Origin of the sequence: Hwanghaeella sp. LZ110, assembly GCF_048892525.1 — a bacterium.
Lineage (GTDB): Bacteria > Pseudomonadota > Alphaproteobacteria > UBA8366 > Aestuariispiraceae > Pacificispira.
Genome location: NZ_JBLZHT010000003.1, coordinates 439,896 through 462,826, shown reverse-complemented (window position 1 = coordinate 462,826; position 22,931 = coordinate 439,896). Strand labels below are relative to the sequence as shown.

At 56.2% G+C, this 22,931-nt stretch carries 30 protein-coding genes; 5 read left to right on the top strand and 25 right to left on the bottom strand.

The genetic code is table 11. The features are described from left to right. Positions 1-9: 9 nt before the first annotated feature. A complete protein-coding gene (locus tag ACOSDM_RS08430) occupies positions 10-1,311 on the bottom strand; it encodes a citrate synthase (RefSeq protein ID WP_420724056.1) in 1,302 nt (433 codons plus the stop codon). A gap of 153 nt (positions 1,312-1,464) precedes the next feature. Then, positions 1,465-2,868 carry a glutamate--tRNA ligase gene (gene gltX / locus ACOSDM_RS08425; RefSeq protein ID WP_420724055.1) on the bottom strand — a complete coding sequence of 468 codons (1,404 nt, stop codon included), beginning with the start codon at positions 2,866-2,868 and terminating at the stop codon, positions 1,465-1,467. A 140-nt stretch (positions 2,869-3,008) separates the two neighbouring features. Between gltX and ACOSDM_RS08420 the strand changes: the two genes are divergently transcribed. Then, positions 3,009-5,198 (top strand): ComEC/Rec2 family competence protein, encoded by a 2,190-nt coding sequence (locus tag ACOSDM_RS08420; protein ID WP_420724054.1) that lies wholly within the window; start codon positions 3,009-3,011, stop codon positions 5,196-5,198. On the opposite strand, the gene lexA is transcribed toward ACOSDM_RS08420, so the two are convergent. The 7 genes from lexA to ACOSDM_RS08385 all read right to left on the bottom strand — a co-directional run bounded on the left by lexA (position 5,195) and on the right by ACOSDM_RS08385 (position 10,798). Then, positions 5,195-5,890 (bottom strand): transcriptional repressor LexA, encoded by a 696-nt coding sequence (gene lexA / locus ACOSDM_RS08415; RefSeq protein ID WP_420724053.1) that lies wholly within the window; start codon positions 5,888-5,890, stop codon positions 5,195-5,197. The two genes, ACOSDM_RS08420 and lexA, sit on opposite strands and share 4 nt — an antisense overlap. A 134-nt stretch (positions 5,891-6,024) precedes the next feature. Beyond that, on the bottom strand, positions 6,025-7,245 hold the full coding sequence (gene glp, locus ACOSDM_RS08410) for a gephyrin-like molybdotransferase Glp (protein WP_420724052.1): 1,221 nt from the start codon (positions 7,243-7,245) through the stop codon (positions 6,025-6,027). Then, positions 7,245-7,733 carry a cyclic pyranopterin monophosphate synthase MoaC gene (gene moaC / locus ACOSDM_RS08405; RefSeq protein WP_420724051.1) on the bottom strand — a complete coding sequence of 163 codons (489 nt, stop codon included), beginning with the start codon at positions 7,731-7,733 and terminating at the stop codon, positions 7,245-7,247. Before moaC ends, glp begins: the two co-directional genes overlap by 1 nt. A gap of 2 nt (positions 7,734-7,735) precedes the next feature. After that, positions 7,736-8,539, bottom strand: coding sequence for an indole-3-glycerol phosphate synthase TrpC (trpC, locus tag ACOSDM_RS08400; RefSeq protein WP_420724050.1), 804 nt, complete (start codon positions 8,537-8,539; stop codon positions 7,736-7,738). Continuing rightward, positions 8,536-9,585: an anthranilate phosphoribosyltransferase gene (gene trpD, locus ACOSDM_RS08395; RefSeq protein ID WP_420724049.1), complete on the bottom strand. Its 1,050-nt coding sequence runs from the start codon at positions 9,583-9,585 to the stop codon at positions 8,536-8,538. The genes trpC and trpD overlap by 4 nt, the downstream gene beginning before the upstream one ends. Positions 9,586-9,596: 11 nt before the next feature. Next, on the bottom strand, positions 9,597-10,172 hold the full coding sequence (locus ACOSDM_RS08390) for an anthranilate synthase component II (RefSeq protein WP_420724048.1): 576 nt from the start codon (positions 10,170-10,172) through the stop codon (positions 9,597-9,599). A 467-nt stretch (positions 10,173-10,639) separates the two neighbouring features. Then, on the bottom strand, positions 10,640-10,798 hold the full coding sequence (locus ACOSDM_RS08385) for a hypothetical protein (protein WP_420724047.1): 159 nt from the start codon (positions 10,796-10,798) through the stop codon (positions 10,640-10,642). 352 nt (positions 10,799-11,150) lie between these two features. On the opposite strand from ACOSDM_RS08385, the gene ACOSDM_RS08380 reads away from it, so the two are divergent. The 3 genes from ACOSDM_RS08380 to ACOSDM_RS08370 are packed head-to-tail and all read left to right on the top strand — an operon-like array spanning position 11,151 to position 13,975. Further along, positions 11,151-12,407: a divergent polysaccharide deacetylase family protein gene (locus ACOSDM_RS08380; RefSeq protein WP_420724046.1), complete on the top strand. Its 1,257-nt coding sequence runs from the start codon at positions 11,151-11,153 to the stop codon at positions 12,405-12,407. 10 nt (positions 12,408-12,417) lie between these two features. Then, on the top strand, positions 12,418-13,059 hold the full coding sequence (locus ACOSDM_RS08375) for a glutathione S-transferase family protein (RefSeq protein WP_420724045.1): 642 nt from the start codon (positions 12,418-12,420) through the stop codon (positions 13,057-13,059). 43 nt (positions 13,060-13,102) lie between these two features. Then, positions 13,103-13,975, top strand: a complete 873-nt coding sequence (locus tag ACOSDM_RS08370; protein ID WP_420724044.1) for a VOC family protein — start codon at positions 13,103-13,105, stop codon at positions 13,973-13,975. 15 nt (positions 13,976-13,990) lie between these two features. On the opposite strand, the gene mazG is transcribed toward ACOSDM_RS08370, so the two are convergent. From mazG to ACOSDM_RS08355, 3 genes are all read right to left on the bottom strand, one after another. Beyond that, positions 13,991-14,800: a nucleoside triphosphate pyrophosphohydrolase gene (mazG, locus tag ACOSDM_RS08365; protein WP_420724043.1), complete on the bottom strand. Its 810-nt coding sequence runs from the start codon at positions 14,798-14,800 to the stop codon at positions 13,991-13,993. Between the two features lie 8 nt (positions 14,801-14,808). Next, positions 14,809-16,176: a glutamine synthetase family protein gene (locus ACOSDM_RS08360; RefSeq protein ID WP_420724042.1), complete on the bottom strand. Its 1,368-nt coding sequence runs from the start codon at positions 16,174-16,176 to the stop codon at positions 14,809-14,811. 102 nt (positions 16,177-16,278) lie between these two features. Further along, positions 16,279-17,223, bottom strand: coding sequence for a DMT family transporter (locus ACOSDM_RS08355; RefSeq protein WP_420724041.1), 945 nt, complete (start codon positions 17,221-17,223; stop codon positions 16,279-16,281). 231 nt (positions 17,224-17,454) lie between these two features. Between ACOSDM_RS08355 and ACOSDM_RS08350 the strand changes: the two genes are divergently transcribed. Then, positions 17,455-17,862, top strand: coding sequence for a hypothetical protein (locus tag ACOSDM_RS08350; RefSeq protein ID WP_420724040.1), 408 nt, complete (start codon positions 17,455-17,457; stop codon positions 17,860-17,862). Between the two features lie 199 nt (positions 17,863-18,061). On the opposite strand, the gene ACOSDM_RS08345 is transcribed toward ACOSDM_RS08350, so the two are convergent. Genes ACOSDM_RS08345 through ACOSDM_RS08285 form a run of 13 tightly spaced genes read right to left on the bottom strand, consistent with a single transcriptional unit; the run spans position 18,062 to position 22,878 of the window. Then, positions 18,062-18,250, bottom strand: coding sequence for a hypothetical protein (locus ACOSDM_RS08345; RefSeq protein ID WP_420724039.1), 189 nt, complete (start codon positions 18,248-18,250; stop codon positions 18,062-18,064). Beyond that, a complete protein-coding gene (locus tag ACOSDM_RS08340; protein ID WP_420724038.1) occupies positions 18,247-18,666 on the bottom strand; it encodes a holin family protein in 420 nt (139 codons plus the stop codon). Before ACOSDM_RS08340 ends, ACOSDM_RS08345 begins: the two co-directional genes overlap by 4 nt. After that, entirely contained in the window at positions 18,663-18,812 is a 150-nt protein-coding gene (locus ACOSDM_RS08335) for a hypothetical protein (RefSeq protein WP_420724037.1), read from the bottom strand. The genes ACOSDM_RS08340 and ACOSDM_RS08335 overlap by 4 nt, the downstream gene beginning before the upstream one ends. Beyond that, positions 18,812-18,991 carry a hypothetical protein gene (locus tag ACOSDM_RS08330; RefSeq protein WP_420724036.1) on the bottom strand — a complete coding sequence of 60 codons (180 nt, stop codon included), beginning with the start codon at positions 18,989-18,991 and terminating at the stop codon, positions 18,812-18,814. The genes ACOSDM_RS08335 and ACOSDM_RS08330 overlap by 1 nt, the downstream gene beginning before the upstream one ends. Continuing rightward, positions 18,991-19,455 (bottom strand): cell wall hydrolase, encoded by a 465-nt coding sequence (locus tag ACOSDM_RS08325; protein ID WP_420724035.1) that lies wholly within the window; start codon positions 19,453-19,455, stop codon positions 18,991-18,993. The genes ACOSDM_RS08330 and ACOSDM_RS08325 overlap by 1 nt, the downstream gene beginning before the upstream one ends. After that, complete coding sequence (locus ACOSDM_RS08320; RefSeq protein WP_420724034.1) at positions 19,455-19,649, bottom strand: hypothetical protein; 195 nt, start codon at positions 19,647-19,649, stop codon at positions 19,455-19,457. The genes ACOSDM_RS08325 and ACOSDM_RS08320 overlap by 1 nt, the downstream gene beginning before the upstream one ends. Next, positions 19,649-20,335: a hypothetical protein gene (locus ACOSDM_RS08315; protein WP_420724033.1), complete on the bottom strand. Its 687-nt coding sequence runs from the start codon at positions 20,333-20,335 to the stop codon at positions 19,649-19,651. The genes ACOSDM_RS08320 and ACOSDM_RS08315 overlap by 1 nt, the downstream gene beginning before the upstream one ends. A gap of 4 nt (positions 20,336-20,339) precedes the next feature. Further along, positions 20,340-20,741: a hypothetical protein gene (locus ACOSDM_RS08310; protein WP_420724032.1), complete on the bottom strand. Its 402-nt coding sequence runs from the start codon at positions 20,739-20,741 to the stop codon at positions 20,340-20,342. A gap of 2 nt (positions 20,742-20,743) precedes the next feature. Continuing rightward, positions 20,744-21,166: a hypothetical protein gene (locus tag ACOSDM_RS08305; protein WP_420724031.1), complete on the bottom strand. Its 423-nt coding sequence runs from the start codon at positions 21,164-21,166 to the stop codon at positions 20,744-20,746. A 4-nt stretch (positions 21,167-21,170) separates the two neighbouring features. Beyond that, a complete protein-coding gene (locus ACOSDM_RS08300; RefSeq protein WP_420724030.1) occupies positions 21,171-21,422 on the bottom strand; it encodes a hypothetical protein in 252 nt (83 codons plus the stop codon). A 9-nt stretch (positions 21,423-21,431) separates the two neighbouring features. Beyond that, the gene (locus ACOSDM_RS08295) at positions 21,432-21,803 is read right to left on the bottom strand and encodes a hypothetical protein (RefSeq protein ID WP_420724029.1); all 372 of its coding nucleotides are present in this window, start codon (positions 21,801-21,803) and stop codon (positions 21,432-21,434) included. A gap of 58 nt (positions 21,804-21,861) precedes the next feature. Next, on the bottom strand, positions 21,862-22,728 hold the full coding sequence (locus tag ACOSDM_RS08290) for a hypothetical protein (RefSeq protein WP_420724028.1): 867 nt from the start codon (positions 22,726-22,728) through the stop codon (positions 21,862-21,864). A gap of 15 nt (positions 22,729-22,743) precedes the next feature. Beyond that, positions 22,744-22,878 (bottom strand): hypothetical protein, encoded by a 135-nt coding sequence (locus ACOSDM_RS08285; RefSeq protein WP_420724027.1) that lies wholly within the window; start codon positions 22,876-22,878, stop codon positions 22,744-22,746. Positions 22,879-22,931 lie beyond the last annotated feature (53 nt).

Below are 22,931 nucleotides of genomic sequence, written 5' to 3'. Positions count from 1 at the left end.
ATTTGCGTATTAGCGCTTATCTATTTCGATAAAGTCGCGACGATCCGATCCCAGGAACAACTGACGTGGACGCCCGATCTTCTGATGGGGATCTGCGATCATTTCATTCCATTGGGCGACCCAGCCAGTGGTGCGGGCCAGGGCGAACAGAACCGTGAACATGCTGGTCGGGAAGCCGATTGCCTTCAGAATGATGCCTGAATAGAAATCGACATTCGGGAACAGCTTGCGGCTGACGAAATATTCATCTTCCAGCGCGATACGCTCCAATTCCTGAGCGATTTCCAGCAGGGGATCATTCACGCCCAGTTCGGCCAGCACTTCATCACAGCTCTTCTTCAGAACGCCTGCGCGTGGATCATAATTTTTATAGACACGGTGACCAAAGCCCATCAGGCGGAAAGGATCATCTTTGTCCTTGGCACGCTCAATGAATTTGGGGATGTTCTTCACATCGCCAATCTGTTCCAGCATATTCAGAACAGCTTCGTTTGCGCCGCCATGGGCAGGCCCCCACAAGGACGAGATACCAGCGGAGATACAGGCAAAGGGGTTGGCCCCGGAAGAGCCTGCAATGCGTACCGTTGATGTCGACGCATTCTGCTCATGGTCCGCGTGTAGAATGAAAATTCGGTCCATCGCCCGTTCAACCGCCGGGGACAGGACATAGTCTTCCGCCGGCACACCAAAAGTCATGCGCATGAAATTTGCGGTATAGCTCAAGCTGTTATCGGGATACATGAACGGCTGGCCGATTGGATATTTAAACGCCATCGCCGCAATAGTCGGCATTTTCGCGATCAGCCGGTGAGAGGCGATCATGCGCTGTGCCGGATCATTAATATCCGTGGAGTCATGATAGAACGCGCTTAATGCGCCAACCACACCGACCATAATGGCCATCGGGTGGGCATCGCGCCGGAAGCCGCGATAGAAATACAGCAGTTGTTCATGCACCATCGTGTGATAGGTGATGGTGTGCTTGAACGTCTCGTTTTCCTTCTTATTGGGCAATTCCCCATGCAACAGCAAATAGCAGACTTCCATGAATTCACAGTTTTCCGCCAGATCTTCGATTGAATAGCCGCGGTGCAGTAGAACACCTTCGTCACCATCAATATAGGTGATCGCGCTGTCGCAAGAGGCGGTAGAGGTGAAACCTGGATCATAGGTGAAATAGCCGGTCTGACCATAAAGCTTCCGGATGTCGATCACTTTGGGACCGACAGACCCGCTCATTACAGGCAATTCCCAGCTCTTGCCCGTCGCGTTATCGGTCAGGGTCATTGTATGCTGTTTTTTATCGCTCATGCTGGAACCTCCTAATTATCAATGTGCCCAATCTCTGTTACCGTGCGCCCCATGAGTGTAGGGCAGGGCTGAATATGAGCATTATCTTCGCTTCGGTGCGGAACAGTACAAGGTAATGACGCAGCGCACAATATGGCGAAAGTGCCTACAAATTTATGACTCTGCTGGAACTGCGGCAATCCTGGCCAAACACTCATCACGTCCCAGGACAAACAGCACTTCCATCAGGTCAGGAGAGGCATTGCTGCCCGTTACAGCCCCCCGGATCGGTTGAGCGACTTTGCCAAAGCCAAGGCCTTTCGCGTCACAATAGGCCTGCATCGCATCATGTAAGGACTCGGTTGTCCAGGGCGACAGGGTGGATAAGACCTGATCGGCAAAATCCTTGGCGATTGCCGGACCATCGCCCGAAACCAGTTTTGCCGCCTTCGGATTTTCCAAGGGGAAATGGGGGCGTTGAACATAAAACCGCGCAGCATCGGCCAGTTCAGGAAGAGTGCTGGCCCGCTGTGTCAGGCCGGGCATGCCCGCTGCCAGGCGTTCAATCATATCCGCATCATCAGAAACATTCAGGGCAGGGGCGATCATTCTGGCCAATCGCACCGGATCGGATTGCCGCATGTAATGAGCATTCAGGTTTTGCATACGCTGAAAATCCATGCGGGACGGCGACCGACCGACCGCATCCATATCAAACCAGGCGATTGCCTGTTCTTCCGAGATGATTTCCTCATCCCCATGGGACCAGCCCAGGCGCAGCAGATAATTTTTCAGGGTTTCCGGCAGATAGCCCATTTCCCGATACTGCTCCACCCCCAAAGCGCCATGCCGCTTGGACAGTTTCGCCCCATCTGGACCATGGATCAGGGGGATATGGGCAAAGGCTGGGACAACCCAACCGGCCGCAAGGAACAGATGGTGCTGGCGGAAGGCATTGACCAGATGGTCATCCCCCCGGATCACATGGGTGACACCCATATCGTGATCATCTACGACAACAGACAGCATATAGGTCGGCGTGCCATCGCCCCGCAACAGGATGAAATCATCCAATTGATCATTTTCAATCGTCACATCGCCTTGTACCAGGTCGTGGATCGTCGTGCTGCCGCCATCACGGGGCATTTTGATCCGGATTACCGGATCAACGCCTGCCGGTGCAGTCGCCGGGTCCCGGTCCCGCCAGGTCCCGTCATAGGGTGTCTTGCGGCCTTCGTCCTTCATTCTCTCGCGCATCGCGACCAGTTCATCTGGCGTGCAATAACAGTAATAGGCATGACCTTTAGCCAACAGATCACGGGCAACCTGGGCATGGCGCGCGGCCTGGCTGGATTGCATCAGAATGTCGCCATCGCCTTCCAGGCCAAGCCAGGACAGGCCGTCTTTGATCGCGTCTATCGCTTCCTGGCTGGAGCGTTTCTGATCGGTATCTTCGATGCGCAGCTTATATTGGCCGCCATGATGACGGGCATACAGATAGTTAAACAGGGCCGTACGCGCGCCGCCAATATGCAAAAATCCGGTCGGAGAGGGGGCAAAGCGCGTAACAACAGTCATGGTCACTCCTAAAATGAGATGGTGATTTAGCAAATGCGAGTGTCCTTTAGCACAGCAGCCACCTGTTGGGCAAAGCCTGGAAAAGTATCTCGCCAGTCATGACCTGTCGCTTTATGGTGGCATTCTGGCGGGGGGACACCATGAACAGCGGTCATTTTAAAGGCCAGAACGCAGCGTCGTTTATGCGGCGGGATAATACCTTTTCTGCCCGTTTTTGGCAGAATGCCCTTGCTGCAACCCTGGCCGGCGAGCGGGACCGGTGGGCTTTGTGGTGCCCTGTCTTCTTTGGCATTGGTATAGCCGCATACTTCTCTCTACCCATAGAGCCACCGCTTTTGCCCCTTGTATTCTGCGGCGTCCTGGCAGGCCTGATCACAGGTGTGGCGCATTGGATGGGGGCGCCACGCCTTTCTGGAATTCTGATTCTGTTGCTGTTTGCCCTATTCGGACTGACCTATAGCGTATGGAAAACGCACTGGGTGGCCGCCCCGGTTCTGGAACGCGCGCAGGTCTATCCTGGCATGAGTGGCCGAGTTGCCGCCGTCGAGACATTCCCGGACGGTGCCCGCATTCGTCTGAAGGATTTAGACTTCGGCTGGCGGGGGCGGGGCGATCCAGTCCCCGAAGTCGTGCGCATTAAGCTTCGGGCGGGGGCATATCCTGGAATTGGAGATCGGGTCCGCCTTATGGCCCGACTATCGCCCCCGCCCAGACCTTCTTATCCAGGCGCTTATGATTTCGCCCGTGTGGCCTGGTTTGATCGATTGGGCGCTGTCGGGTTCAGCCTGTCGGATTGGGAAAAGGTTCCGCGCCTTTCAGAACCCGATCTATGGGAAACAGCCCATATAGCGATACAGCAAACCAGAATGGATGTTTCCGCCGCGTTGCAGGCTGCCCTGCCTGGCATACGGGGCGGGGTCATGGCCGCCCTGTTGACCGGGGATCGCGCCGCCGTGCCTGAACCAATTCTGGAAGACCTGCGCCAATCCGGACTGGCCCATCTGCTGGCTATCTCCGGGCTGCATATCGGCATGATCGCCCTGATCGTTTTTGTGACCTTGCGTTTCCTTCTTGCCCTGCGGGAATCTTGGGCACGCGATCGCCCAATCAAAAAATGGGCTGCTTTCGGGGCGTTAATCGCATCTTTTGGCTATCTGTTGCTTTCCGGCGCGACGGTTCCAACCCAACGGGCTTTTCTTATGACCGGCCTTGTTCTGGTGGCAGTGTTGACCGATCGACAGGCGATTTCCATGCGTTTGGTCGCCTTTGCAGCCATGGTGGTGTTGTTGATCGCGCCGGAAGGCCTGATCGGCCCCAGCTTCCAGTTATCTTTTGCCGCCGTGATTGCCCTGGTCGCTGTTTATGAAAGCTATCGATTTGGGGGTGGGAAACAGGATGGGGCGCGCGGATGGAGCAGAAAGGCGGCCTTCTATATGGCAGCGGTGTGCCTGACCACGGTGATCGCCGGGGCGGCGACCGCCCCTTTTGCGATCCATCATTTCGGCAGGATTGCGCATTATTCGGTCCTGGCCAATCTCGTCGCTGTGCCAATTGTCACCTTTTGGGTGATGCCCATGGGGCTGTTGAGCCTGTTGGTGATGCCCTTCGGCCTGGAAGCATGGCCCTTATCGGCGGCGGGATGGGGGATCGATGCGGTGCTGACCATCGCCCATTGGGTCGCGACGTTACCCGGTGCCACTGGACACTTGCCCCCCATGACCGGTTGGGGCCTGATTTGTGTCACGTTGGGCGGGTTATGGGCGGCAATCTGGCGGCATCGGTGGCGATATCTGGGGGCGCCTTTTGTGATCGCCGGATTGGCCTCTCCCCTGTCACAGCCAACGCCTTTGGTGCTGTTCCATGAAACTTCGGATCAGGCTGCGATCATCTGGCAGGGCAAACTATGGGTCCAGTCCACACGGCGCGATAAATTCACCCTGTCGGTTTGGCAGGAAAAGACGGCGCTTCCGCTGGGCGGGGATTGGCAGGATCTGATGGCCTTGCGGGAAACCCCATTGCATTGTGATCCTTTGGGATGCAGCCTGAACATTACCCTGTCAGACGGCCGGGCAGGGGTGTTTGCCTTTACCCAGGACCCAAGGGCGGTTGCCGAAGATTGCCTGCAGGCCGATGTGACCCGGCTGCCCATCGTCCCGCATCCCAGCCTGTGCCGGGAACGCACCGCGATCACTCCCGCCGATCTGTATCGCGATGGCGTGCATGTATTCTATGACAGCAAGCCAGCCCTTGGCGTGGAAACGGTTGAGGCAGCGCGGGGACACAGACCCTGGACCAAATCCGGGTTAACCAGCCAACGGTCCGTGGATTAGTATTTCCGCAGCAAACCGACCAGCCGACCCTGAACATTTACCTGATCGGGGCGATAAATCCTGGTTTCGTAATTCTGGTTGGCGGGTTCCAGGGCGACGCTTTCCCCCTTGCGGCGCAGGCGTTTCAGGGTGACTTCCATCCCTTCAACCAGCGCGACGACAATATCGCCATTGCTGGCATGTTCCGTGCGCTCAATGATTACAGTATCCCCGTCCAGGATTCCGGCATCGATCATCGAATCCCCTTCAACCTCCAGGGCATAATGATCGCCGCGGCCCAACAGGGTGGCGGGCACATCAACCAGCATGGAATGATCGCGCAGCGCCTCAATCGGTGTTCCGGCAGCGATCCGGCCATACAGGGACAATTGAACGGTGTTACCGCCGCCGCGCATCATGGATCGTTTGCTGCCAATTTCCTTCTGGCGCAGCATTTCGACGCGGCGATTGCGGATCGGCAACTGCTCCGGCGTCGAATTCTCAGGCAAGCGCACAACTTCCAAGGCGCGGGCGCGGTTGGGCAGGCGTCGCAGGAATCCACGCTCTTCCAGCCCTGTGATCAGGCGGTGAATCCCAGACTTCGATTTCAGGTCCAATGCCTCTTTCATTTCTTCGAAAGAAGGGGATACCCCCGAAACTTGAAGTTTGTCGTGAATGAACATCAGGAGTTCATATTGTTTCCGGGTCAGCATCTTGTTCTTCTCCTGTTCATGGGGCGCAATGGCGCTCAGACCGTGATTACCTGTTCTATGGACTAATTTTGTTCGCACTCTGTGTCAAGGGGTAAAATTAGAACATATGTTCTCTTTAGCGGGTATATGTTCCCCTAAAAGCTAAGATACCCACCAGAAAACAGCATGATTTCAACCGGTTGCCCCATTACTGCCGGAGGAGCATGTGGCAGGCGTCGCACCAGGCAATCCGCCGCTGCCAGGCGGCGCATCATGGAACTGTCCTGACGCTGAAAAGGCTCCGCCACCAGAAAACCATCCGAATCGCGTCGCAGGGTTGCGCGCATGTAATCTTCCCGCTGATCGTTCTGGCCAAGTTCAACGCCCAAACGCGCTGTTTCGAAGGCCGGGTCTGTATCTTTCATGCCGGCAAGGCGCGCCAGGGCAGACTGTCCAAACAACAGAAAGCAGACCAGCGCAGAGACCGGATTGCCCGGTAACCCCAACATCGGCATTTCGTTTAACAGGCCAAACATCAGGGGCTTGCCGGGTCGCATAGCAATCTTCCAGAAATCCAGCTTCAGGCCGACATCCTGCAACACACTACCGACCAGATCATGCTTACCGACCGAGGCGCCCCCCGTCGTCAACAGCAGGTCATGACCGGCCGCATGATGGGCCAGGGCTTTCAGCGCCTCTGGATCATCCGCCGCAATGGGCAGCAGGGTTGGCACCCCGCCTGCCGCCGTAATCGCAGCCGCCAGGGCGGGTCCATTGGAACTGACAATCTGATTGGGTCCCAGCGGATCGCCCGGCATGGCAATTTCATTTCCCGTCGAGAGGATCGCAATGCGGGGTTTACGATATACCGACAGCCAGGGAATGTTCATTCCGGCGATTGTGCCAATATCCCGCGCGGTCAGGCGATAGCCTGCGGGTATTAACTCATCACCTTGGGCAAAATCCAACCCGGCCTTGCGCACATAGGTGCCTATCCGCGCGCCTTCCCGGATGGTGACGGTGCCGGTCTGTTCGTCCGCATCCGCGTCTTCCTGAATGACGATCGTATCGGTGCCGGCGGGCAGGGGGGCACCGGTAAAAATCCGCACACAATGACCGGCAGGCACCTCTGTTTCATAAGATGCGCCTGCTGCAACCTCCGCAACGACTTTCAGCGATACCGGCACCGTCTGGACATCCGCGCCACGCACCGCATAGCCATCCATGGCAGATACGTCCTTAGGAGGCTGCGTGCGACGCGCCAGCAAAGGAGAGGCCGTGACCCGGCCAAGCGCCTGATCCAGTGATATGGTTTCAATCCCAACCGGCGTCAGGGCTGACCGAATGCGTTCACGGGCCTCAGCGACGGAAATCATCAGGAATTTGTCTCCGCAACCCGATACTCGCCTGATTTGCCCCCCGCTTTATGAACCAGATGGATATCTGTAATTTGCATCGCCTTATCAATCGCCTTGACCATATCATAGACGGTCAGTGCGGCCACGGACACCGCAGTCAGGGCCTCCATTTCCACACCGGTTCGGCCTTTCAGCTTCGCCGTGGCTTCAATCCTGACCCCAGAAATCTCCTCATCCAGGCTCAGGAAAACCTTTACCGATGTCAGGGCAAGGGGATGACACAGCGGGATTAAGTCCGGCGTGCGCTTTGCCCCCATAATGCCTGCCAATTGCGCGACGGTCAGGGGATCGCCCTTTTTCACGCGGCCCTCCTTGATCGTCGCCAGGGTTTCCGGCGCCATGCGCACCAGACCACGGGCCGTTGCTGTGCGTTCGGTCTCCCCCTTGTCGGAGACATCGACCATCACCGCATTGCCGTTCGCGTCAAAATGGGTCAGTTCTGCCATGGTCAGGCTGCCTGTGCACGGGTCAACAGGGCCAGCGTAGCAGCCGTCACGTCGTCCTGACGCATCAGAGATTCGCCAACCAGAAAGCGCATCGCGCCGACTTTCTCCATCCGTGCCAGATCAGCCGGGCCGTATAAACCACTTTCCGCCACAAGAACCTTGCCCTCAGGTACCATTTCAGACAGTTCCTCAGTAACTTTAAGATCCACCTCTAAAGTTTTGAGATTGCGGTTATTTATGCCGAGAAGAGGGGACTTTAGCTGCAAGGCACGCTGCATTTCTTCCTCATTATGGACTTCGATCAGGACATCCATACCCAGTTCATGGGCCAGGGTTTCCAATTCAATCGCAACCTTGTCCGTCAGGGCTGCCATAATCAGCAGGATGCAATCGGCCCCCAAGGCGCGCGATTCATAGACCTGATAGGGGTCCAGCATGAAATCCTTGCGCAGAACCGGAAGGGTCACGGCCATGCGGGCTGCGCTGAGATACTGATCCTTACCCTGGAAATAGGGTTCGTCCGTCAGGATGGACAGACAGGCCGCACCGCCTTTCTGATAAGCCCGGGCCAGGGCAGCAGGCGCAAAATCAGCCCGTATCAGCCCCTTGGACGGCGATGCCTTCTTGATTTCGGCAATCAGCGCATAGTCACCCGCCGCAACCTTTTTCCTCAATGCTTCAGCGAATCCGCGCGGTGCAGGGGCGGTTTCGGCCTGGGCACGAATATCCGCCTCTGGCACAGCCTTTTTGCGGGCCTTGATATGGTTGCGCTTGTCAGCACAGATTTTGGCCAGGACGTCGCTCATCCGGCTTTTCCCTCTTTTGGATAATCATTGGTAACAGCCACAAGGGTTGTCAGCACCTGTCTGGCACGGCCTGAATCGATGCTATCGGCCGCTTGTGTCGCGCCGTCTTTCAAATCTTTGGCCTTACCAGCAATCAGCAATGCAGCCGCTGCATTAAAGACCACAATATCACGATAGGCCGACGGCGTCCCGTCCAGTAAGGCCGTGATGGCCCCCGCATTATGCTCCGGCGTGCCACCCAGCAGGTCTTTCAACGCCGCGACCGGCAAGCCAATGTCCGCTGGGGAGATGTCAAATGTGGTGACTTTCCCGTTTTCCAGCGAGGCGACCCGAGTAGGGCCGGTCGTGCTGATCTCGTCCATACCGCTGTGCCCATGCACGACCCAGGCGCGCTCTGCCCCCAGATCGCCCAGGGTTTCCGCCATTTTCTCAATGAATTCAGGACGGAAACAGCCGATCAGATAACGTTTCACCAAGGCCGGATTGGATAAGGGCCCCAAAATGTTGAAAATTGTGGGAACGCCCAGTTCCACCCGGGTCGGCATGACATTGCGCATCGCCCCGTGGTGGCGCGGGGCAATCATGAATCCAATGCCCGCTTCCTTGATGGCCCGTTCGATATTGGGGAAGGGACAATCCAGATCGACACCCAACTGGCCCAACGCATCCGCTGTGCCTGATTTAGAGGAGGCGGCACGATTGCCGTGTTTGGCAATGGGCACACCACACCCCGCAACGACTAGGGCCGCAGCGGTCGAGACATTCAGTGTTCCCAGCTTGTCGCCGCCCGTTCCCACGATATCCATGGCATTATCCGGCGCATGAATACGCGACACTTTTGCACGCATGGTCCGCGCAGCCCCGGTAATTTCCTCCACCGTTTCACCGCGCAGACGAAGTGCCGCCAGGAAACCGCCCATCTGGGACGGGGTCGCGTCGCCCGACATGATAATGTCAAACGCGCGCTCTGCCTCTGGCACGGTCAGGCTTTCGCCGCCAACGACTTTCCCGATCAGTTGTTTCATATCCTGCAGGTCGGCTGCCATGCCAAATCCCCCTAATTCCGCGTTCTTTTCAGGAAATTGGCCAATATCTCATGACCATGTTCCGACGCAATGCTTTCTGGATGAAATTGCACGCCGTGCAATGGATAGGTTTTATGCTCCATGCCCATGATCACGCCATCATCGGTGCGCGCGGTCACGGTAAAACAGTCCGGTAAATCCCGTTCCGACACGACAAGGCTGTGATAGCGCGTTGCCTTCAGCCGATCCGGCAGGCCTTCAAACAAACCTTGCCCGGTATGAGAGACTTCAGAGACCTTGCCATGCATGGGGGCAGGGCCACGCTCAACCGTTGCGCCATAAGCGTAGCCGATGGATTGGTGCCCCAGGCAGACCCCCATCAAAGGCACATTGTTTTCTGCCGCCGCCTTGATCAGGTCCAGGCAGATGCCAGCCTTTGGCGGATCGCAGGGGCCAGGCGAAATGACAATGCCTTGCGGCTTCAGACCTATCGCCGTTTCAACATCAATCCTGTCGTTACGATATACCTCACACTCCGCCCCCAGATCGCCCAAAAAATGGACCAGATTGTAGGTGAAGCTGTCATAGTTATCGATCAAGAGATACATAGGCCCAATCCGAGCGGGTAAGGACCTATCGGCCCACAAGTGATAAGATGTTCGCGTTATAGCAAGCGTTCCGGCATGGGAAAAGACATCTGGCAAAGGATCGGCCCCAGCGCCCCGTCTGGGCTATAAAGAGTAACCGCAGAGAGCGCTGAGGAGGCGCCAAGGACGGGGAGGGGGTGGTGCGTGCAGAAAGGCACCCTTCGAGGCGCTGCGCTCCTCAGGGTGAGTGCATTTTTTATGTGTCCATATTCTCACCACCCGCACAGGTCTCATCCTGAGGAGGGGCTGTAAGGGTGTATCCATTATCGAAATCGTCACCCCGGACGTGATCCGGGGTCCAGGGCGGCAGGCGCGATTTATGCGTGTGGCCCTGGATACCCGCCTGCGCGAAGGGGCATGACGGGGAGGGGGGTGCTTGCAGAAAGGCACCCTTCGAGACGCTGCGCTCCTCAGGGTGAGTGCACGTTTTATGTGTCCATATTCTTACCACCCGCACAGGTCTCATCCTGAGGAGGGGCTGTATCGGCGTATCCATCATCAGCATCGTCACCCCGGACGTGATCCGGGGTCCAGAGCGGCAGGCGCGATTGATGCGTGTGGCCCTGGATACCCGCCTGCGCGGGCATGACGGGGAGGGGGGGTGCTTGCAGAAAGGCACCCTTCGAGGCGCTGCGCTCCTCAGGGTGAGTGCACTTTTTATGCGCCCATATTCTCACCACCCGCACAGATTTCATCCTGAGGAGGGGCTGCATCGGCGTATCCATCATCAGCATAGTCACCCCGGACGTGATCCGGGGTCCAGGGCGGCAGGCGCGATTGATGCGTGTGGCCCTGGATGCCCGCCTGCGCGAAGGGGCTTGACCTTAGGGTCGGACGGGATCAGATGTCCGCGCCTTGCCTTTATTCATCCTTCGGCTTTAGACTCAGCGACCACGGCATCTGGCATTCTTGGCCAGGCACAGATTTTGGAAAAGCCTTATGGCGACAGCTTCAAGAAAAAAAGGCAAGGGGGCGTCTGGCGCGCGCATTCGTCACGCAGCGCATCGTCTGCCTTGGTTCCGGACAACCCGGTTTCTCTATAGCGCCGTTGTCGGCGGGGTTTTGGTCATTGGAATCCTGGTGGGGACCGGCTTGGGTTTATGGTTGGCCCCCTCTGAAACCGTGCCTTCTCCCCAATCCACCGTTCAGATCAATCAGAACGACATCGACGAAGCGACCCTGCCCAAAGGCCCGCCTTTACCTGTCATCGTACAGGGGTCAGAAACCGCGAAGCGGCTGTATGAAGAAAGTCTGGCGAACCAACCAGAAGCATTGCGCCCGGACCCGAATGAGGCCCCAAAACAGGCAGCAAAACCTGCCCTGGTCACCCCGATTCCTGCACCCGCCGCGCCAGTGCCAGCCCCGGAGCTATCTGTACCGGAACCCGCGGCCCCAGAGAACCGAAACTCTGAAAACGGATTGCCCGACGCGCCCGCTTTGGCGCCTCCCGGTCCGATGGCGGATCCAGATACCTGGCTTGCCAATGCCGTCCCACTGACGCCCATTCCCGGTATGCCCATGATCGCCCTGATTTTTGATGATCTGGGCATTGATCAGGCGCACAGCAGGGAGGCAATCAATCTGCCAGCACCGCTGACCCTGGCGTTTCTGACCTATGGTCATCATTTACAGGAAATGGTTTCCGCGGCACGTCAAAGGGGCCACGAGATTTTGGTTCATATGCCCATGGCTCCGCTGGACCTTGGCGTTGATCCCGGCCCCAATGCATTGCAAAAGGAATTGGGACCCCAGGAAATCCTGCGACGACTGGATTGGGGCCTTTCCCAGTTTTCCGGCTATGTCGGGATCAACAATCATATGGGCAGCCGTTTCACGGCGGATTCGGAGGGGATGCGCCTTGTCCTGAGCGAATTAAGGCGACGCGGCCTGATCTTCGTCGATTCGGTTACAACCTCGGACTCTAAAGGATACAGCACCGCCGCCGCACTGGGGATGCCATACGCCGTGCGGGATGTGTTTCTGGACAACACAATCGATACCGATGCGATCCGCAAGCAGTTAAGCCGGGTTGAAGAGACCGCCAAGCGCCAAGGCTATGCCATCGCCATTGGTCACCCGCATCCCGAAACACTGGCGGTTGTGTCAGAATGGATGAAGACAGCACGCGAACAGGGATTTCAACTTGTCCCGGTCTCCACCATTGTGCGCCTGCAACAAATCTCGCCACGCAGTTAGGAATTGAACAATGTTAACCGTCTGGGGTCGAAAGACCTCATCAAATGTCCAAGCCCTAATGTGGTGCATCGGGGAGCTGGGCCTTGCCTATGAACGCCATGACATCGGCCATAATTTTGGCGGCACCGATACCGACGCGTTCTTTCAACTCAATCCTAATCGCGCCATTCCCGTGTTGCAGGATGGGACAAATCCGCCACTGTGGGAAACTGGAGCGATCTTGCGCTATCTGGCCACGCGTTATGCAGACAACGCCTTCTGGCCCAAGGAATTGCTGGCCCGGACAGAGGTGGACCGATGGGCCGAATGGTCCAAAATCAATGTCGCCATGGGCTTTACTGTCCCGATCTTCTGGCGCCTGATCCGCACACCGAAGGAGAAAGTGGACTATCATGCCATTCGCATGGCCGTTGCTGCTTTGGAAGAAAAACTCGTTATTGCGGATAGCAGGTTGAAGGATCAGTCTTACCTGGTCGGGGAGTCACTAACCCTGGCTGATATACAGTTCGGACATATCCTGTATCGCTATTATGACATTCAAATTGACCGCGCAAATTTGCCAAATCTTGCCCGCTACTATACCAGCTTAACGCAACGCCCTGCCTTTCGGGAACATATCATGGTTTCTTATGATGTCTTCCTAACCTCATAAAAACACGTAAGAATGCTGTTTCACTAGATCGAAGGTTTAGTAAATGCGCTTGATTGATCATTACGTTTTGGTTGCGGATAATCTGTCTTCAGCCCGGGAACGATATCAGCGGATGGGGTTTACTGTTGCGCCGAATGGTGTCCACCCCTTTGGGACATACAATGCGAATATGTACTTTCGCAGCGGTCCTATGATCGAGACCTTGGCCGTTGAAGACGCCGTTAAATATGCGCAAGCGATCCAAGATGGGAATACCTTCGTTAAGAATGATGCTGCCTTTCGGGACCGACACGGGCATGATGGCTTTTCCCATATCGTGACGACGTCCCTGGACGCCGACAAAGATCATTCTGATTATTTGGCGCTGGGTGTCTCGGGTGGGGATTTGGTTTCTTTCACCCGAAGGTTTGAAAAACCTGATGGCACACTGGACACGGTCTCGGCCAAGTTGGCCTTTGCCACGCATCCAAAGGCTTTATCGGGATACTTTTTCACCTGTGAGGATGTAATTGTCCCAAAGATTGATCGATCATCCCTTCTGGAGCATGAAAACACGACCTTAGGAGCAAGACAGGTGCTCTCTTGCACACGGAATCCGGAGATTTATCGTGACTTTTACCATACCCTTTTTGCGATGACTGAGGCATCTTCAGGGCACGAGACGATTGAGTGTCAGTTGGAAAATGGCCGCGTTTCCCTCCAAACGCCAGATCAAATAGCATCGGAATATGGTATCGAACAAACGCTCAGCGACACGGAGTTGCGACATAGAGGGTTGATATTCGGCGTCGACAATTTAGGGGCGGTCGAAAACTTGTTTAACCGAAATCAAGTAGGTTTCAATCGTCACAAGGACCGTCTTATCGTCGCGCATCATTCACAATGGGGTGCGTTCTTTGGCTTTGAGCCAGCATAAAACAACCGGCTAGGCCTACTTCTCAACACCCTTGGCTGCGTTCCAGTGTTGGTCCAGCTCGGCCAGGGGCACATCCTCGACACGCTTGCCGTCTGCCGCGACTGCTGCTTCGACCGCGCGGAACCGCATTTCGAACTTTCGGTTGGTGCGGGCCAGGGCTTTTTCGGGATCAACTTTCAGCATGCGGGCCAGATTGGCAGCGACGAAGAGGATATCGCCCATCTCGTCTTCCAGCCGGTCCGGATCACCGCCTTCCGCGATGACTTCCTTTAATTCTTCGACTTCTTCCTCAAGGTCGCGGAAGACTTCACTGGGCTCTGACCATGTAAAGCCGACACGCGCCGCGCGTTTGGAGAGTTTCTCAGCCCGGATCAAGGCGGGCAGGGCGCGCGCCACCCCAGACAGGGCGCTGTCATCTTGACCTTTCTGGGCCCGTTCAGCGGCCTTGGTTTCCTCCCAGCTTGCCTTGACCTTGTCGGGTGTATCCGCACCATCCTTGCCAAAAACATGGGAGCCAAAGACATGGGGATGGCGACGGATCATCTTGTCCGTAATTGCGCCTGCGACCGCATCAAAATCGAAGCTGCCTTCCTCCTGCGCCATGCGAGCATGGAACACGACCTGCAGCAACAGATCGCCCAGTTCGTCCTTCAGGTCATTGCGGTCGCCGCGCTCGATCGCGTCTGCGACCTCATAGGCTTCCTCGATCGTGTAGGGGGCAATGCTGGTAAAGTCCTGTTGCAGATCCCAGGGACAGCCGCCGTTGGGATCGCGCAATCTGGCCATGACCGCCAACAGGCGATCAATATTGGATGTGTCGGTCATGGGGTTCCTTACAGATACCAGTCATATTCACGGGGCAGGGCGGCAGACAGCAGGTCTTTAAATTCATTCTCTTTCACGGTTTTGTACATCTGTACATAATCCGCCCCCAGATAGTCATTGAGAATGGGTGCATCCTCCAATCGCTCCAGAGCGTGCCAAATCGTCAATGGCAGGCGCGGGTCGACCTCTTCGCCGGCATTGCCCGCGCGTGCCTCACTGATCGGCTCCAACTTGTTCGATAGGCCATGATGAACGCCTGCCAGAACACTGGCCAGCGCCAGATAGGGATTGGCATCCGCGCCCGCGACCCGGTGTTCAATCCTTTTGGCCTGTCCCCGTCCGGATGGAATGCGGAAGGCGACAGATCGGTTGTCATAGCCCCAATCTAGTGTGACCGGCACAAACAGGTTGGGCGCGAACCGTCGGAACGCATTCAGATTGGGCGCAAAGATCGCCATGGATTCCGGCATTGCGGCCTGTAATCCCGCCATGGCCCGGCGCATCTGGATTTCATCCGTGTCCGTTTCTTCGTGGAAGATGTTATGCCCATCCTTGTCACAGAAGCTCATATGGACATGCAGGCCGGAACCGGACTCTTCCAGGAAGGGTTTGGACAGAAAGGTCGCTTCCATGCCAAAAGTCCGTGCCACGGCGCGCACGGTACGCCGCAGCAGGCAGGCATGATCAGCGGCCGCCATAGCATCAGCCACATGAGTCAGGTTCAATTCAAACTGCCCAGGGGCAAACTCACCCGACGCGATAGAGGCGGGGACACCTTGTAAGGCACAGGCATCGGTAATCGCCGTCAGGATCTCGGCATATTCTTCCAATGCCTCAATGCTATAAACCTGATTGGCCCGGGCCGGGCGGCCATTCAGCGGGGATTTAACGGGCAGGGGCCCGCCATCTTCCGCTCTGTCCATATCGATCAGATAGAATTCCAGTTCCAGTGCGACGACCGGTGTGATGTCCAGGTCCGCAAAGCGATCCACAACGCGACGCAGAATCTGGCGTGGCTCGAACGGGACAATATCGCCTGTCTGGGGCCGGCGCATTTCCAGCAGAACCTGTGCTGTGGGCTCTGATGCCCAGGCAACCGGGGCTAACGTGCCCGGGATGGGTAGGGCCAGCGCATCCGGGTCCCCATCCGAGACGCCAAGCCCCATCGGGTCGCTGGTATTGCCCGTCGCATCCAACAGCGACACCGCCGCACACATCGTCAGTCCATCTGCATACAGCTTGTCGATATCCTGGATCGGATAGCGCTTTCCCAGGGGAAATCCGCACAGATCAAAGATAAACGCATCTATATATTTCGTGTCGGGATGGGTGGACAGAAAGTCTTCAACTTCTTTCACTCTGATAGGCTTTGGCATAGGAAATGACCCATTCACAATGTCAGCTTTTGGTCAGTTTAGGGAGAATGATCAAACCCGTCGAGGCCTAGTCCAGACTTGATTGCCTATTCCGTGCTGACTTTAAGCGCGGGGCCTGGTTCGGCCTGAAACCAGAACACCTGCGAAAGTAATGACAGCCATCCCGATGAGAGTTGTGATCGAAGGGATTTCTGCGAAGAACAGGAACCCCCAGACGGCGGCAAAAACCAGATAGCTATAGTCAAATGTGGCGATGATCTGGGAGGGGGCGACCTGATAGGCCCGCGCCACCCCTAGGGAGAAAGACGCCGATAACAGCCCTAACAGCGCCATGATACCCCAGGCATTCATTGTCAGGGGTGTCCAACTGCCAAACAGAAAGTAGGAAAAGTCTCTAACCGTGTCAGTGACACCAATCGCTGCAATCAGAACCGTCGCCAGCGCCCCAATGAAGATGAAAGAGACATGCAGAGATGCGGCGAGGGTGAGGGCGCGTTCCCCCTGGCATTTATGGCGCGTCACAAGGCTGGCTAAGGAATAACACAATGCGCCCGCCAAGGGCATCAGGACGAACCAGGAGAAACTGTCGGTGCCGGGCCGTAAGATTATTGCGACGCCGACAAATCCGGACAGAACGCCCAGCCATTGTTTGACGGAAACGCGCTCTTTGAACAGCACCGCAGACAAAAGCGTTGTGAAGATCACATTGGTGTAAATCACCACGGCGGCCAGAGAGAGGTTTAGAACGGGAAGGGAGGCGTAGAATGACAACCAGGTCAATACCAGGAACAGGCTGCGTAACAGAACCCAGCCATAGTGCCTGGGCGCGACCGGGCCTCTGTTCCAATAGGCAAAGGCGCCCAGACAACAAAACGCGAAAACAGACCGGACGACAAATATCTGCCAGATCGTCAGATCGGCGCTAACATATTTTATCAGCGCATCGCCCAGCGCCATGATCACGTTGGACGCCAGGATCAGCACAATGCCCAATACCTGCTGATCAGGGACGCTGTGATCCGAGGGCCGGGTTGATGTGTTTGTCATGACGTCCGTTTCTGATCGCAGGATACCTTGTATGCTTAACGGCGTAGTTGGTTTCCGTTTTATTGGCAAGAGGGTGGCGCAAGGCAGTGGCCGACTCTTCCACGTATCTCTTTATATTAATCGTGATAATGTATATTATGGAAAATTAAGAAAATGGCTCAGAAAGCGGTTTCCCTTGTCATTCACGCATTCCCCCGCTTGAATATGGCATAACAATAATCGGGGAAAGCGATGAATTCGGACACGCTCTATAGACTTGCCGGTATCTTCGGCGAGATTGAAAAATTACTTATCAGAGAGGCAACGGATATTTCCGACAGAGAGGCGCAATCGTCGCGCCTTTCTGTGATCCGTCGCGCCGCAGACCTCGCCGATCGCATGATGATAAAAAATGACGTTGCAGCCGATGCAGCTATTTCCAGTGCAGCGGCACGATTTTGCCTGCCCGTGACTCCGGTGCAGTTAGAGATCGAGCGTAGAGAAAAGGCGGACCTATCGGCCCGCCTCCAAGGTGCAGAAATCAAACGCCGCAAAGGCGCGTCCCTGAGAACAATTGAGAACGATTTCAGAATTCCGAAATCAACCCTGGCAGACCGCCTAAAGCCAGCCCCGCACAAGACGCCAAACCGCAGCCGATAGCGTCACCGCTTTTTCGCCTTCACGATCCGCCCGCCCTTCGCTTAGCGATAGCCCTTTTTCAGGCGTCCCTTGCCCTTGGTTGCCGCCTTTTTCGATACTGATTTACGTGCCATTTTTGAATTCCTTTCCGCCTTGATTGCGCAGCCATAACAAACGCCGCACCTTAAATCACCGTGCCCCTTACATATCCGGCACGGCATTAGATGATGCCTGAGACCAGGCCAAAAACCGCGCCGGCCAATCCCGCGCGGATCACTTCCGTTTTGCCTTCACCAGTCGGTGCGAATGGGTCGGCCTCCCCCGGCACAACCGCCCTGGACACCCACGCCGCCAAGGCCGATGCACCGCCCAGAATTGCGGCCCGTACCAGCATTTTCCGCAGCATCATTTTTGACCGCCTTTCAGCTTATCGACCGTGCGCGCACCGGCATATCCGAGATAACCGGCCCCAAACAGGGTCCAGAGCGCATCCGGGATCGCCGACAGCCATGCGTTCACGCCCAGGGTGATTTCCGTCGCCATATCAGGCCGGAACGCGCTCAGAATGCCCATCGGTAAGGCCGATAGGATGATGATGTAAATCACATACAAAAACGCCGGACGCGCGCGACTTGTCCAGGGGTCTTTGCTGTTCGCTTCTGCCAGAATGGCGCTCATTTGGACCCGCATGGTTTCCAATTCGCCGCGCTGTTCCATCTCCATCAGCTTTAGCTTTGCCGCCGCCCGCTCTTCATCCGACGTAAAGAGACTGTCAACCAGGCCAAACAATGGCCCCGCAATGCCCTTGACAACTTCCGAGATCATAACCGCCCTCCCTCTTTCGGCCACAGGTGCAATTCCACCCGATACAAGCGCCGCTCGATCCGCCACAGGATCAACGCAAACCCGATGATCGCCGCATCCGATCCGACGCCCAGCGCCTCCCTAATGATGTCGAAAATCGCTTGCATTACCGCACCTTTTTCCAAACCCAGGCGGTCGCAACGGCCCCGGCCACGGCAATAAAGACCGCGCCCAGATTGGTTGTGATCCGCTCCGTCACGGTTTCAGCTTCCCCCTCTTGGCGGGTTGCCCAGAGTGTCGCAATAGACCCGGCCAGCGACCAGATCACGATAGGAACGAACTGCATCACGCGACCTCATTAAAGAATTTATGATGCCCGATATAGGCCGTCTGATTGGCCCCGCGCGCCCATCCCGGTTCCGAAATCGTATCGGCGTAGTAGTGCGTTGCGCCGCCCGTGATATCCGGCAAGTCCCCGTCGATCAGCTTGCCCGCAATCTCATATGCAAGATCAAAGGTCTGATTGTCGCCCGGCATAAGATTGGCGATTACATCGCGGTTCGGATCGTTCGCGTTCCAGGCCGAAAATTGCCACGGTTTCAGAGCAACGGACACGATGCTATTACCCCACCATCCGCCCAACAAAGCGCGGTTCATGATGACGTTGCCGACCGCCTGCATGCCCGTCGCGCCCTCGCCTCGCGCCTCGCCATACATGGTGCGCGCCATTGTCAATTGTGCCTCGTTCAACTTCATTTTGTTATACCCCCATAGGATCAATGACAGCGCGACCAGCAGGATCGCGCGCATTATTCAGGCCATACAGCCGCGTTGCCGTCCTGGTCGCGTACCGCCTCCGTTCCGTCTTCAAAAGACAGCCATTCGACACCGCCACGCTTTGCGCTTGCGACGATTTTAAAGCCCGTTACCGGATCGACGGCCAATGCCGCCTTTTCAGCGTCGGACATTCCCTCAAAGGAATAATTTGCAGTTGGATTGCCCATTAGAGCACCTCATACCAAATGAATGTTGTTTGAGACCCAGCCCCCGCCGATGAAATAGAAATCGCGTTGCCCGCAGGGACGAACACATTCTCAATCATCTTTTTTCCCGGCTCATTGCTGTACTGATTTAGAAGGTAATTCCCGCCCGCCGTGACATAGGCCGCATTCGAGGCAGCCGACAGGCCCGCAAGCCGAACGATTACCCCATCAGTATTAGCTGCAGCCGAAACAACCTCTGTCGTCGTGTTGTTCGCCGCCGCATATGTCGCGCCATCCAATGTAGTCAATGGCGCCCGCAATAATGTCGCCTCACGCATTGCCGCAGTGACCGCCTGAAGCGCAGTTACGATGTCAGAAAAGCTTTCGCCGCCCACAGGATCAAGCACACCCAATTGACCGCCCGTGACGGTCAACCGGCTATCGGCTACATCAGATCCCGCGTAGGCAACCAGGATCGTGTTTTGCGCGCCGGAAATATCCTTAATGCGAACCATATTGAATGGCTCAATCGTGCTGATACCAAGGCCGCTTTCAATGCGCTGGAAACCATCGGTAGGACCAAACGCTATCGCAAGAGGCCCCGTCGCGCTCAGTACCCGGAAGCGCGTTGCCGGGATGTATTCTTTCGTCTCGCCGTTCGCGTCCAGGACATATTCCCGAACCTCATAGATCACTGTATTTGGCATTCGATCAGCCTTTCTTAGACCAGAAAAACAGCGCCGCAACCGACACCGAGGCCAACAGCCCCCACTTGACAAAATCGGTCAGGAATTGCTTGGCGTCTTCCTCCGTCGCCTCTTTTGCGACTGCCGACACCGTGCCCGCCAATTCCTGGACGGACTTATTCGCCTGATTGGCGAAATCGAAACCGAGTTTCAGAACATCCGCCGACAGATCGAAACCCGCCTCCCCCGCCTTGCGCAATTCAGCGGCGACGTCAGGCGACAAATCGGAATAGGTGATTGCGCCCGTGGTCCCGGTGATCGCGACACCCTGGTCATAAACAGCCGCCCGCGTATCATCGATATACGTTTTCTGACTGTTGTCCGTCGTCTGGGTCTGGCTGGATGAACTGGATGAACTGCCGCCCATATCTACACCCATTGCCGGACAACAAATTCAACCATCTGATAGCCATTCGCCTTGAACATCGCCAAACGCTTAGACGATGCCGTATGCGCACGGATCGACTGACACCCGTTTTCCAAGGCGAGGCGTTTGATATGCGGTGCGACCTTAGCAAACGTCTTTCGCTCATCAGTCAGCGCGGCCCCGGCATGGATCACCAATTCCCGGCCTTGCCCCTGAGGCTCTGTCCAGAAGCACAGATACCCCAGTAGCATCGCTGAACCGTCCGGCATGATTTCAACAGCCGCCAACAGCTTTGACGCCCCGCGCGACACTTCACGGCGCAAGTCTTCGACCGTGTAAGCCGCATTGAGGCCGCTTGCGGCGTTCATGACGGCCTGGACTTGAGGCGTCCATTCAGCTGGCGGAAAACGGATATCGTGTTGCATGTGATCACCCTTTCCAGACGCGGTAGGCGAACAAGGCCACACCGCCAAAAATCAGCCATTTCCAAATGGAACTTTCGCCCGATGCACTGGCAAAGGCACCCGACCCGCCCGGCGAAAACGGCGCGTAGTAGCCACCAAAGCCGCCCTGGTAATTTTGCCCCAGGTAAGACCCCTGATAACCATCGGCCCCGGAATAGGCAGGCCCGCCCTTAAGGGCGTCCTTCACATCGACGTTAATTCCGGCTTGAGCCGCCATCGCCGCCCCCTATTTCAGAAGCTTTGGGATGCCCCAAATTGCCAGCAATATTGCCCCGCCGAGCATCAGGTACGTACCGATCTGACTTTGACCGCCAAAGAATGACCCCATGTTCGGGATCGCCGATGATGCCGATACAGGCTGATACGCTTCCTGATTGGTGCGCAGCTTGTCCCGTTGCGCCTGTAATTGCGCCTCAGACAGTTTGTACGTTGAAATCGTGGTCCAGATTTTCCCGGCACTATTCAGGATGTCGTCAACCTGATTGGAAAGCCAATCGGCCCCGTCTGAAAACAGGCTACCAATGCCGCCCGTGCCCGTGTTGATCGCAGACTGAGACGTTGACGTCCCTTCAATGCCACCTGGATTGTAAGCAGGCATAATCTTTCTCCTCATAGGTTGGCGGGCCGTAGCCCGCCACCCTTTGAAACTCGCTCAGTTACGAGTTGCCAATCACGGTTTCCGTGATGCAACGGAAAGCGCCGGTTCCCGTCCGATTGAACTTGGCCCGGAAATCCCGAACGTTGGACATGTTGAACACGTCCGCCGCGTTGTTACCGGCAAGGTCAAGGTGGGTGTAGTTGGCGTCTTCCGTCCGGCCATCGGTGCGGAAAGCATTCAGGTCCAGAAGGACAGGCCGGAATTCGGCCAGGTCTTCGTGAACCACTTCACCATTGGACCGCAATTCAACTTCACTGATTGCATTGGTCGATAGGTGCATCGCCTTCAAGCCAATGCCGTTGCCGACCACAGGCAAGTCAGGCTCTTCATGCCAACCTGTCGCTGTATTCGACAGGTTGTTGTATTGATATTTCAGGAACCGGCCCAGCGGCTCATTCGGCCCGCTGTATTCGTATGCGAACCCGACCAATTCCGGCCCGACAACCGTGCTATCGAATTTGACTTCAATTTCCACATTGGTCAGGTCCAGCGTACCCAGGCTGAAAAAGTCTTCAATCGCTGGATTGTTCCAGTAGGGACAACCAAAGATCAAAGGCAGAACGCCCGCCGCGCTATCGATATTGTAAAAATTGTTGATGCACTTGATAAAATCAGCGCCCGACAATTCCCACAGCGTTTGAGTGCCAAAGGACAGCGACGTAACGCGCAACCGGATTTCGGCAATGTGCGTCAACATGTTTGCTTGCGTCATCAGCGTTCCAGCCGCCCCGCCGCCCGCCGTTGTATCATGCCGCAGCCGCAGCAAGACCTTGTGGTACTTTTTCGTGACCGGCAACGCGGCGACGGCGATGGACGACGGCGCGACGTTACTGAAAGACTGCATGCGTTTCAGAAATTTTGGCATTGAAGCCTCCCTATCTTAGAAAGGCCACCAAGAGCTTTCGCCCTCAGCCAATTCAGCCGCACCCGGCAGCTTCTTCACGTAATTCAGACCAATCAGGCCCAGCATTACGCCCACAGCAATCACTGCGAGATTTTTAATGGTGAATTTCATCGCCCTACCCACGTTTGAGATTGAAACGTGACGGGCAGCAAAATGCCCCCGCC

Bases quoted from the DNA above. Each gene is read 5' to 3' on its own strand.
- ACOSDM_RS08430 (WP_420724056.1), bottom strand. From the start codon at position 1,311: ATGAGCGATAAAAAACAGCATACAATGACCCTGACCGATAACGCGACG.
- gltX (WP_420724055.1), bottom strand. From the start codon at position 2,868: ATGACTGTTGTTACGCGCTTTGCCCCCTCTCCGACCGGATTTTTGCAT.
- ACOSDM_RS08420 (WP_420724054.1), top strand. From the start codon at position 3,009: ATGAACAGCGGTCATTTTAAAGGCCAGAACGCAGCGTCGTTTATGCGG.
- lexA (WP_420724053.1), bottom strand. From the start codon at position 5,890: ATGCTGACCCGGAAACAATATGAACTCCTGATGTTCATTCACGACAAA.
- glp (WP_420724052.1), bottom strand. From the start codon at position 7,245: ATGATTTCCGTCGCTGAGGCCCGTGAACGCATTCGGTCAGCCCTGACG.
- moaC (WP_420724051.1), bottom strand. From the start codon at position 7,733: ATGGCAGAACTGACCCATTTTGACGCGAACGGCAATGCGGTGATGGTC.
- trpC (WP_420724050.1), bottom strand. From the start codon at position 8,539: ATGAGCGACGTCCTGGCCAAAATCTGTGCTGACAAGCGCAACCATATC.
- trpD (WP_420724049.1), bottom strand. From the start codon at position 9,585: ATGGCAGCCGACCTGCAGGATATGAAACAACTGATCGGGAAAGTCGTT.
- ACOSDM_RS08390 (WP_420724048.1), bottom strand. From the start codon at position 10,172: ATGTATCTCTTGATCGATAACTATGACAGCTTCACCTACAATCTGGTC.
- ACOSDM_RS08385 (WP_420724047.1), bottom strand. From the start codon at position 10,798: ATGCCCGCGCAGGCGGGTATCCAGGGCCACACGCATCAATCGCGCCTG.
- ACOSDM_RS08380 (WP_420724046.1), top strand. From the start codon at position 11,151: ATGGCGACAGCTTCAAGAAAAAAAGGCAAGGGGGCGTCTGGCGCGCGC.
- ACOSDM_RS08375 (WP_420724045.1), top strand. From the start codon at position 12,418: ATGTTAACCGTCTGGGGTCGAAAGACCTCATCAAATGTCCAAGCCCTA.
- ACOSDM_RS08370 (WP_420724044.1), top strand. From the start codon at position 13,103: ATGCGCTTGATTGATCATTACGTTTTGGTTGCGGATAATCTGTCTTCA.
- mazG (WP_420724043.1), bottom strand. From the start codon at position 14,800: ATGACCGACACATCCAATATTGATCGCCTGTTGGCGGTCATGGCCAGA.
- ACOSDM_RS08360 (WP_420724042.1), bottom strand. From the start codon at position 16,176: ATGCCAAAGCCTATCAGAGTGAAAGAAGTTGAAGACTTTCTGTCCACC.
- ACOSDM_RS08355 (WP_420724041.1), bottom strand. From the start codon at position 17,223: ATGACAAACACATCAACCCGGCCCTCGGATCACAGCGTCCCTGATCAG.
- ACOSDM_RS08350 (WP_420724040.1), top strand. From the start codon at position 17,455: ATGAATTCGGACACGCTCTATAGACTTGCCGGTATCTTCGGCGAGATT.
- ACOSDM_RS08345 (WP_420724039.1), bottom strand. From the start codon at position 18,250: ATGATGCTGCGGAAAATGCTGGTACGGGCCGCAATTCTGGGCGGTGCA.
- ACOSDM_RS08340 (WP_420724038.1), bottom strand. From the start codon at position 18,666: ATGATCTCGGAAGTTGTCAAGGGCATTGCGGGGCCATTGTTTGGCCTG.
- ACOSDM_RS08335 (WP_420724037.1), bottom strand. From the start codon at position 18,812: ATGCAAGCGATTTTCGACATCATTAGGGAGGCGCTGGGCGTCGGATCG.
- ACOSDM_RS08330 (WP_420724036.1), bottom strand. From the start codon at position 18,991: ATGCAGTTCGTTCCTATCGTGATCTGGTCGCTGGCCGGGTCTATTGCG.
- ACOSDM_RS08325 (WP_420724035.1), bottom strand. From the start codon at position 19,455: ATGCGCGCGATCCTGCTGGTCGCGCTGTCATTGATCCTATGGGGGTAT.
- ACOSDM_RS08320 (WP_420724034.1), bottom strand. From the start codon at position 19,649: ATGGGCAATCCAACTGCAAATTATTCCTTTGAGGGAATGTCCGACGCT.
- ACOSDM_RS08315 (WP_420724033.1), bottom strand. From the start codon at position 20,335: ATGCCAAATACAGTGATCTATGAGGTTCGGGAATATGTCCTGGACGCG.
- ACOSDM_RS08310 (WP_420724032.1), bottom strand. From the start codon at position 20,741: ATGGGCGGCAGTTCATCCAGTTCATCCAGCCAGACCCAGACGACGGAC.
- ACOSDM_RS08305 (WP_420724031.1), bottom strand. From the start codon at position 21,166: ATGCAACACGATATCCGTTTTCCGCCAGCTGAATGGACGCCTCAAGTC.
- ACOSDM_RS08300 (WP_420724030.1), bottom strand. From the start codon at position 21,422: ATGGCGGCTCAAGCCGGAATTAACGTCGATGTGAAGGACGCCCTTAAG.
- ACOSDM_RS08295 (WP_420724029.1), bottom strand. From the start codon at position 21,803: ATGCCTGCTTACAATCCAGGTGGCATTGAAGGGACGTCAACGTCTCAG.
- ACOSDM_RS08290 (WP_420724028.1), bottom strand. From the start codon at position 22,728: ATGCCAAAATTTCTGAAACGCATGCAGTCTTTCAGTAACGTCGCGCCG.
- ACOSDM_RS08285 (WP_420724027.1), bottom strand. From the start codon at position 22,878: ATGAAATTCACCATTAAAAATCTCGCAGTGATTGCTGTGGGCGTAATG.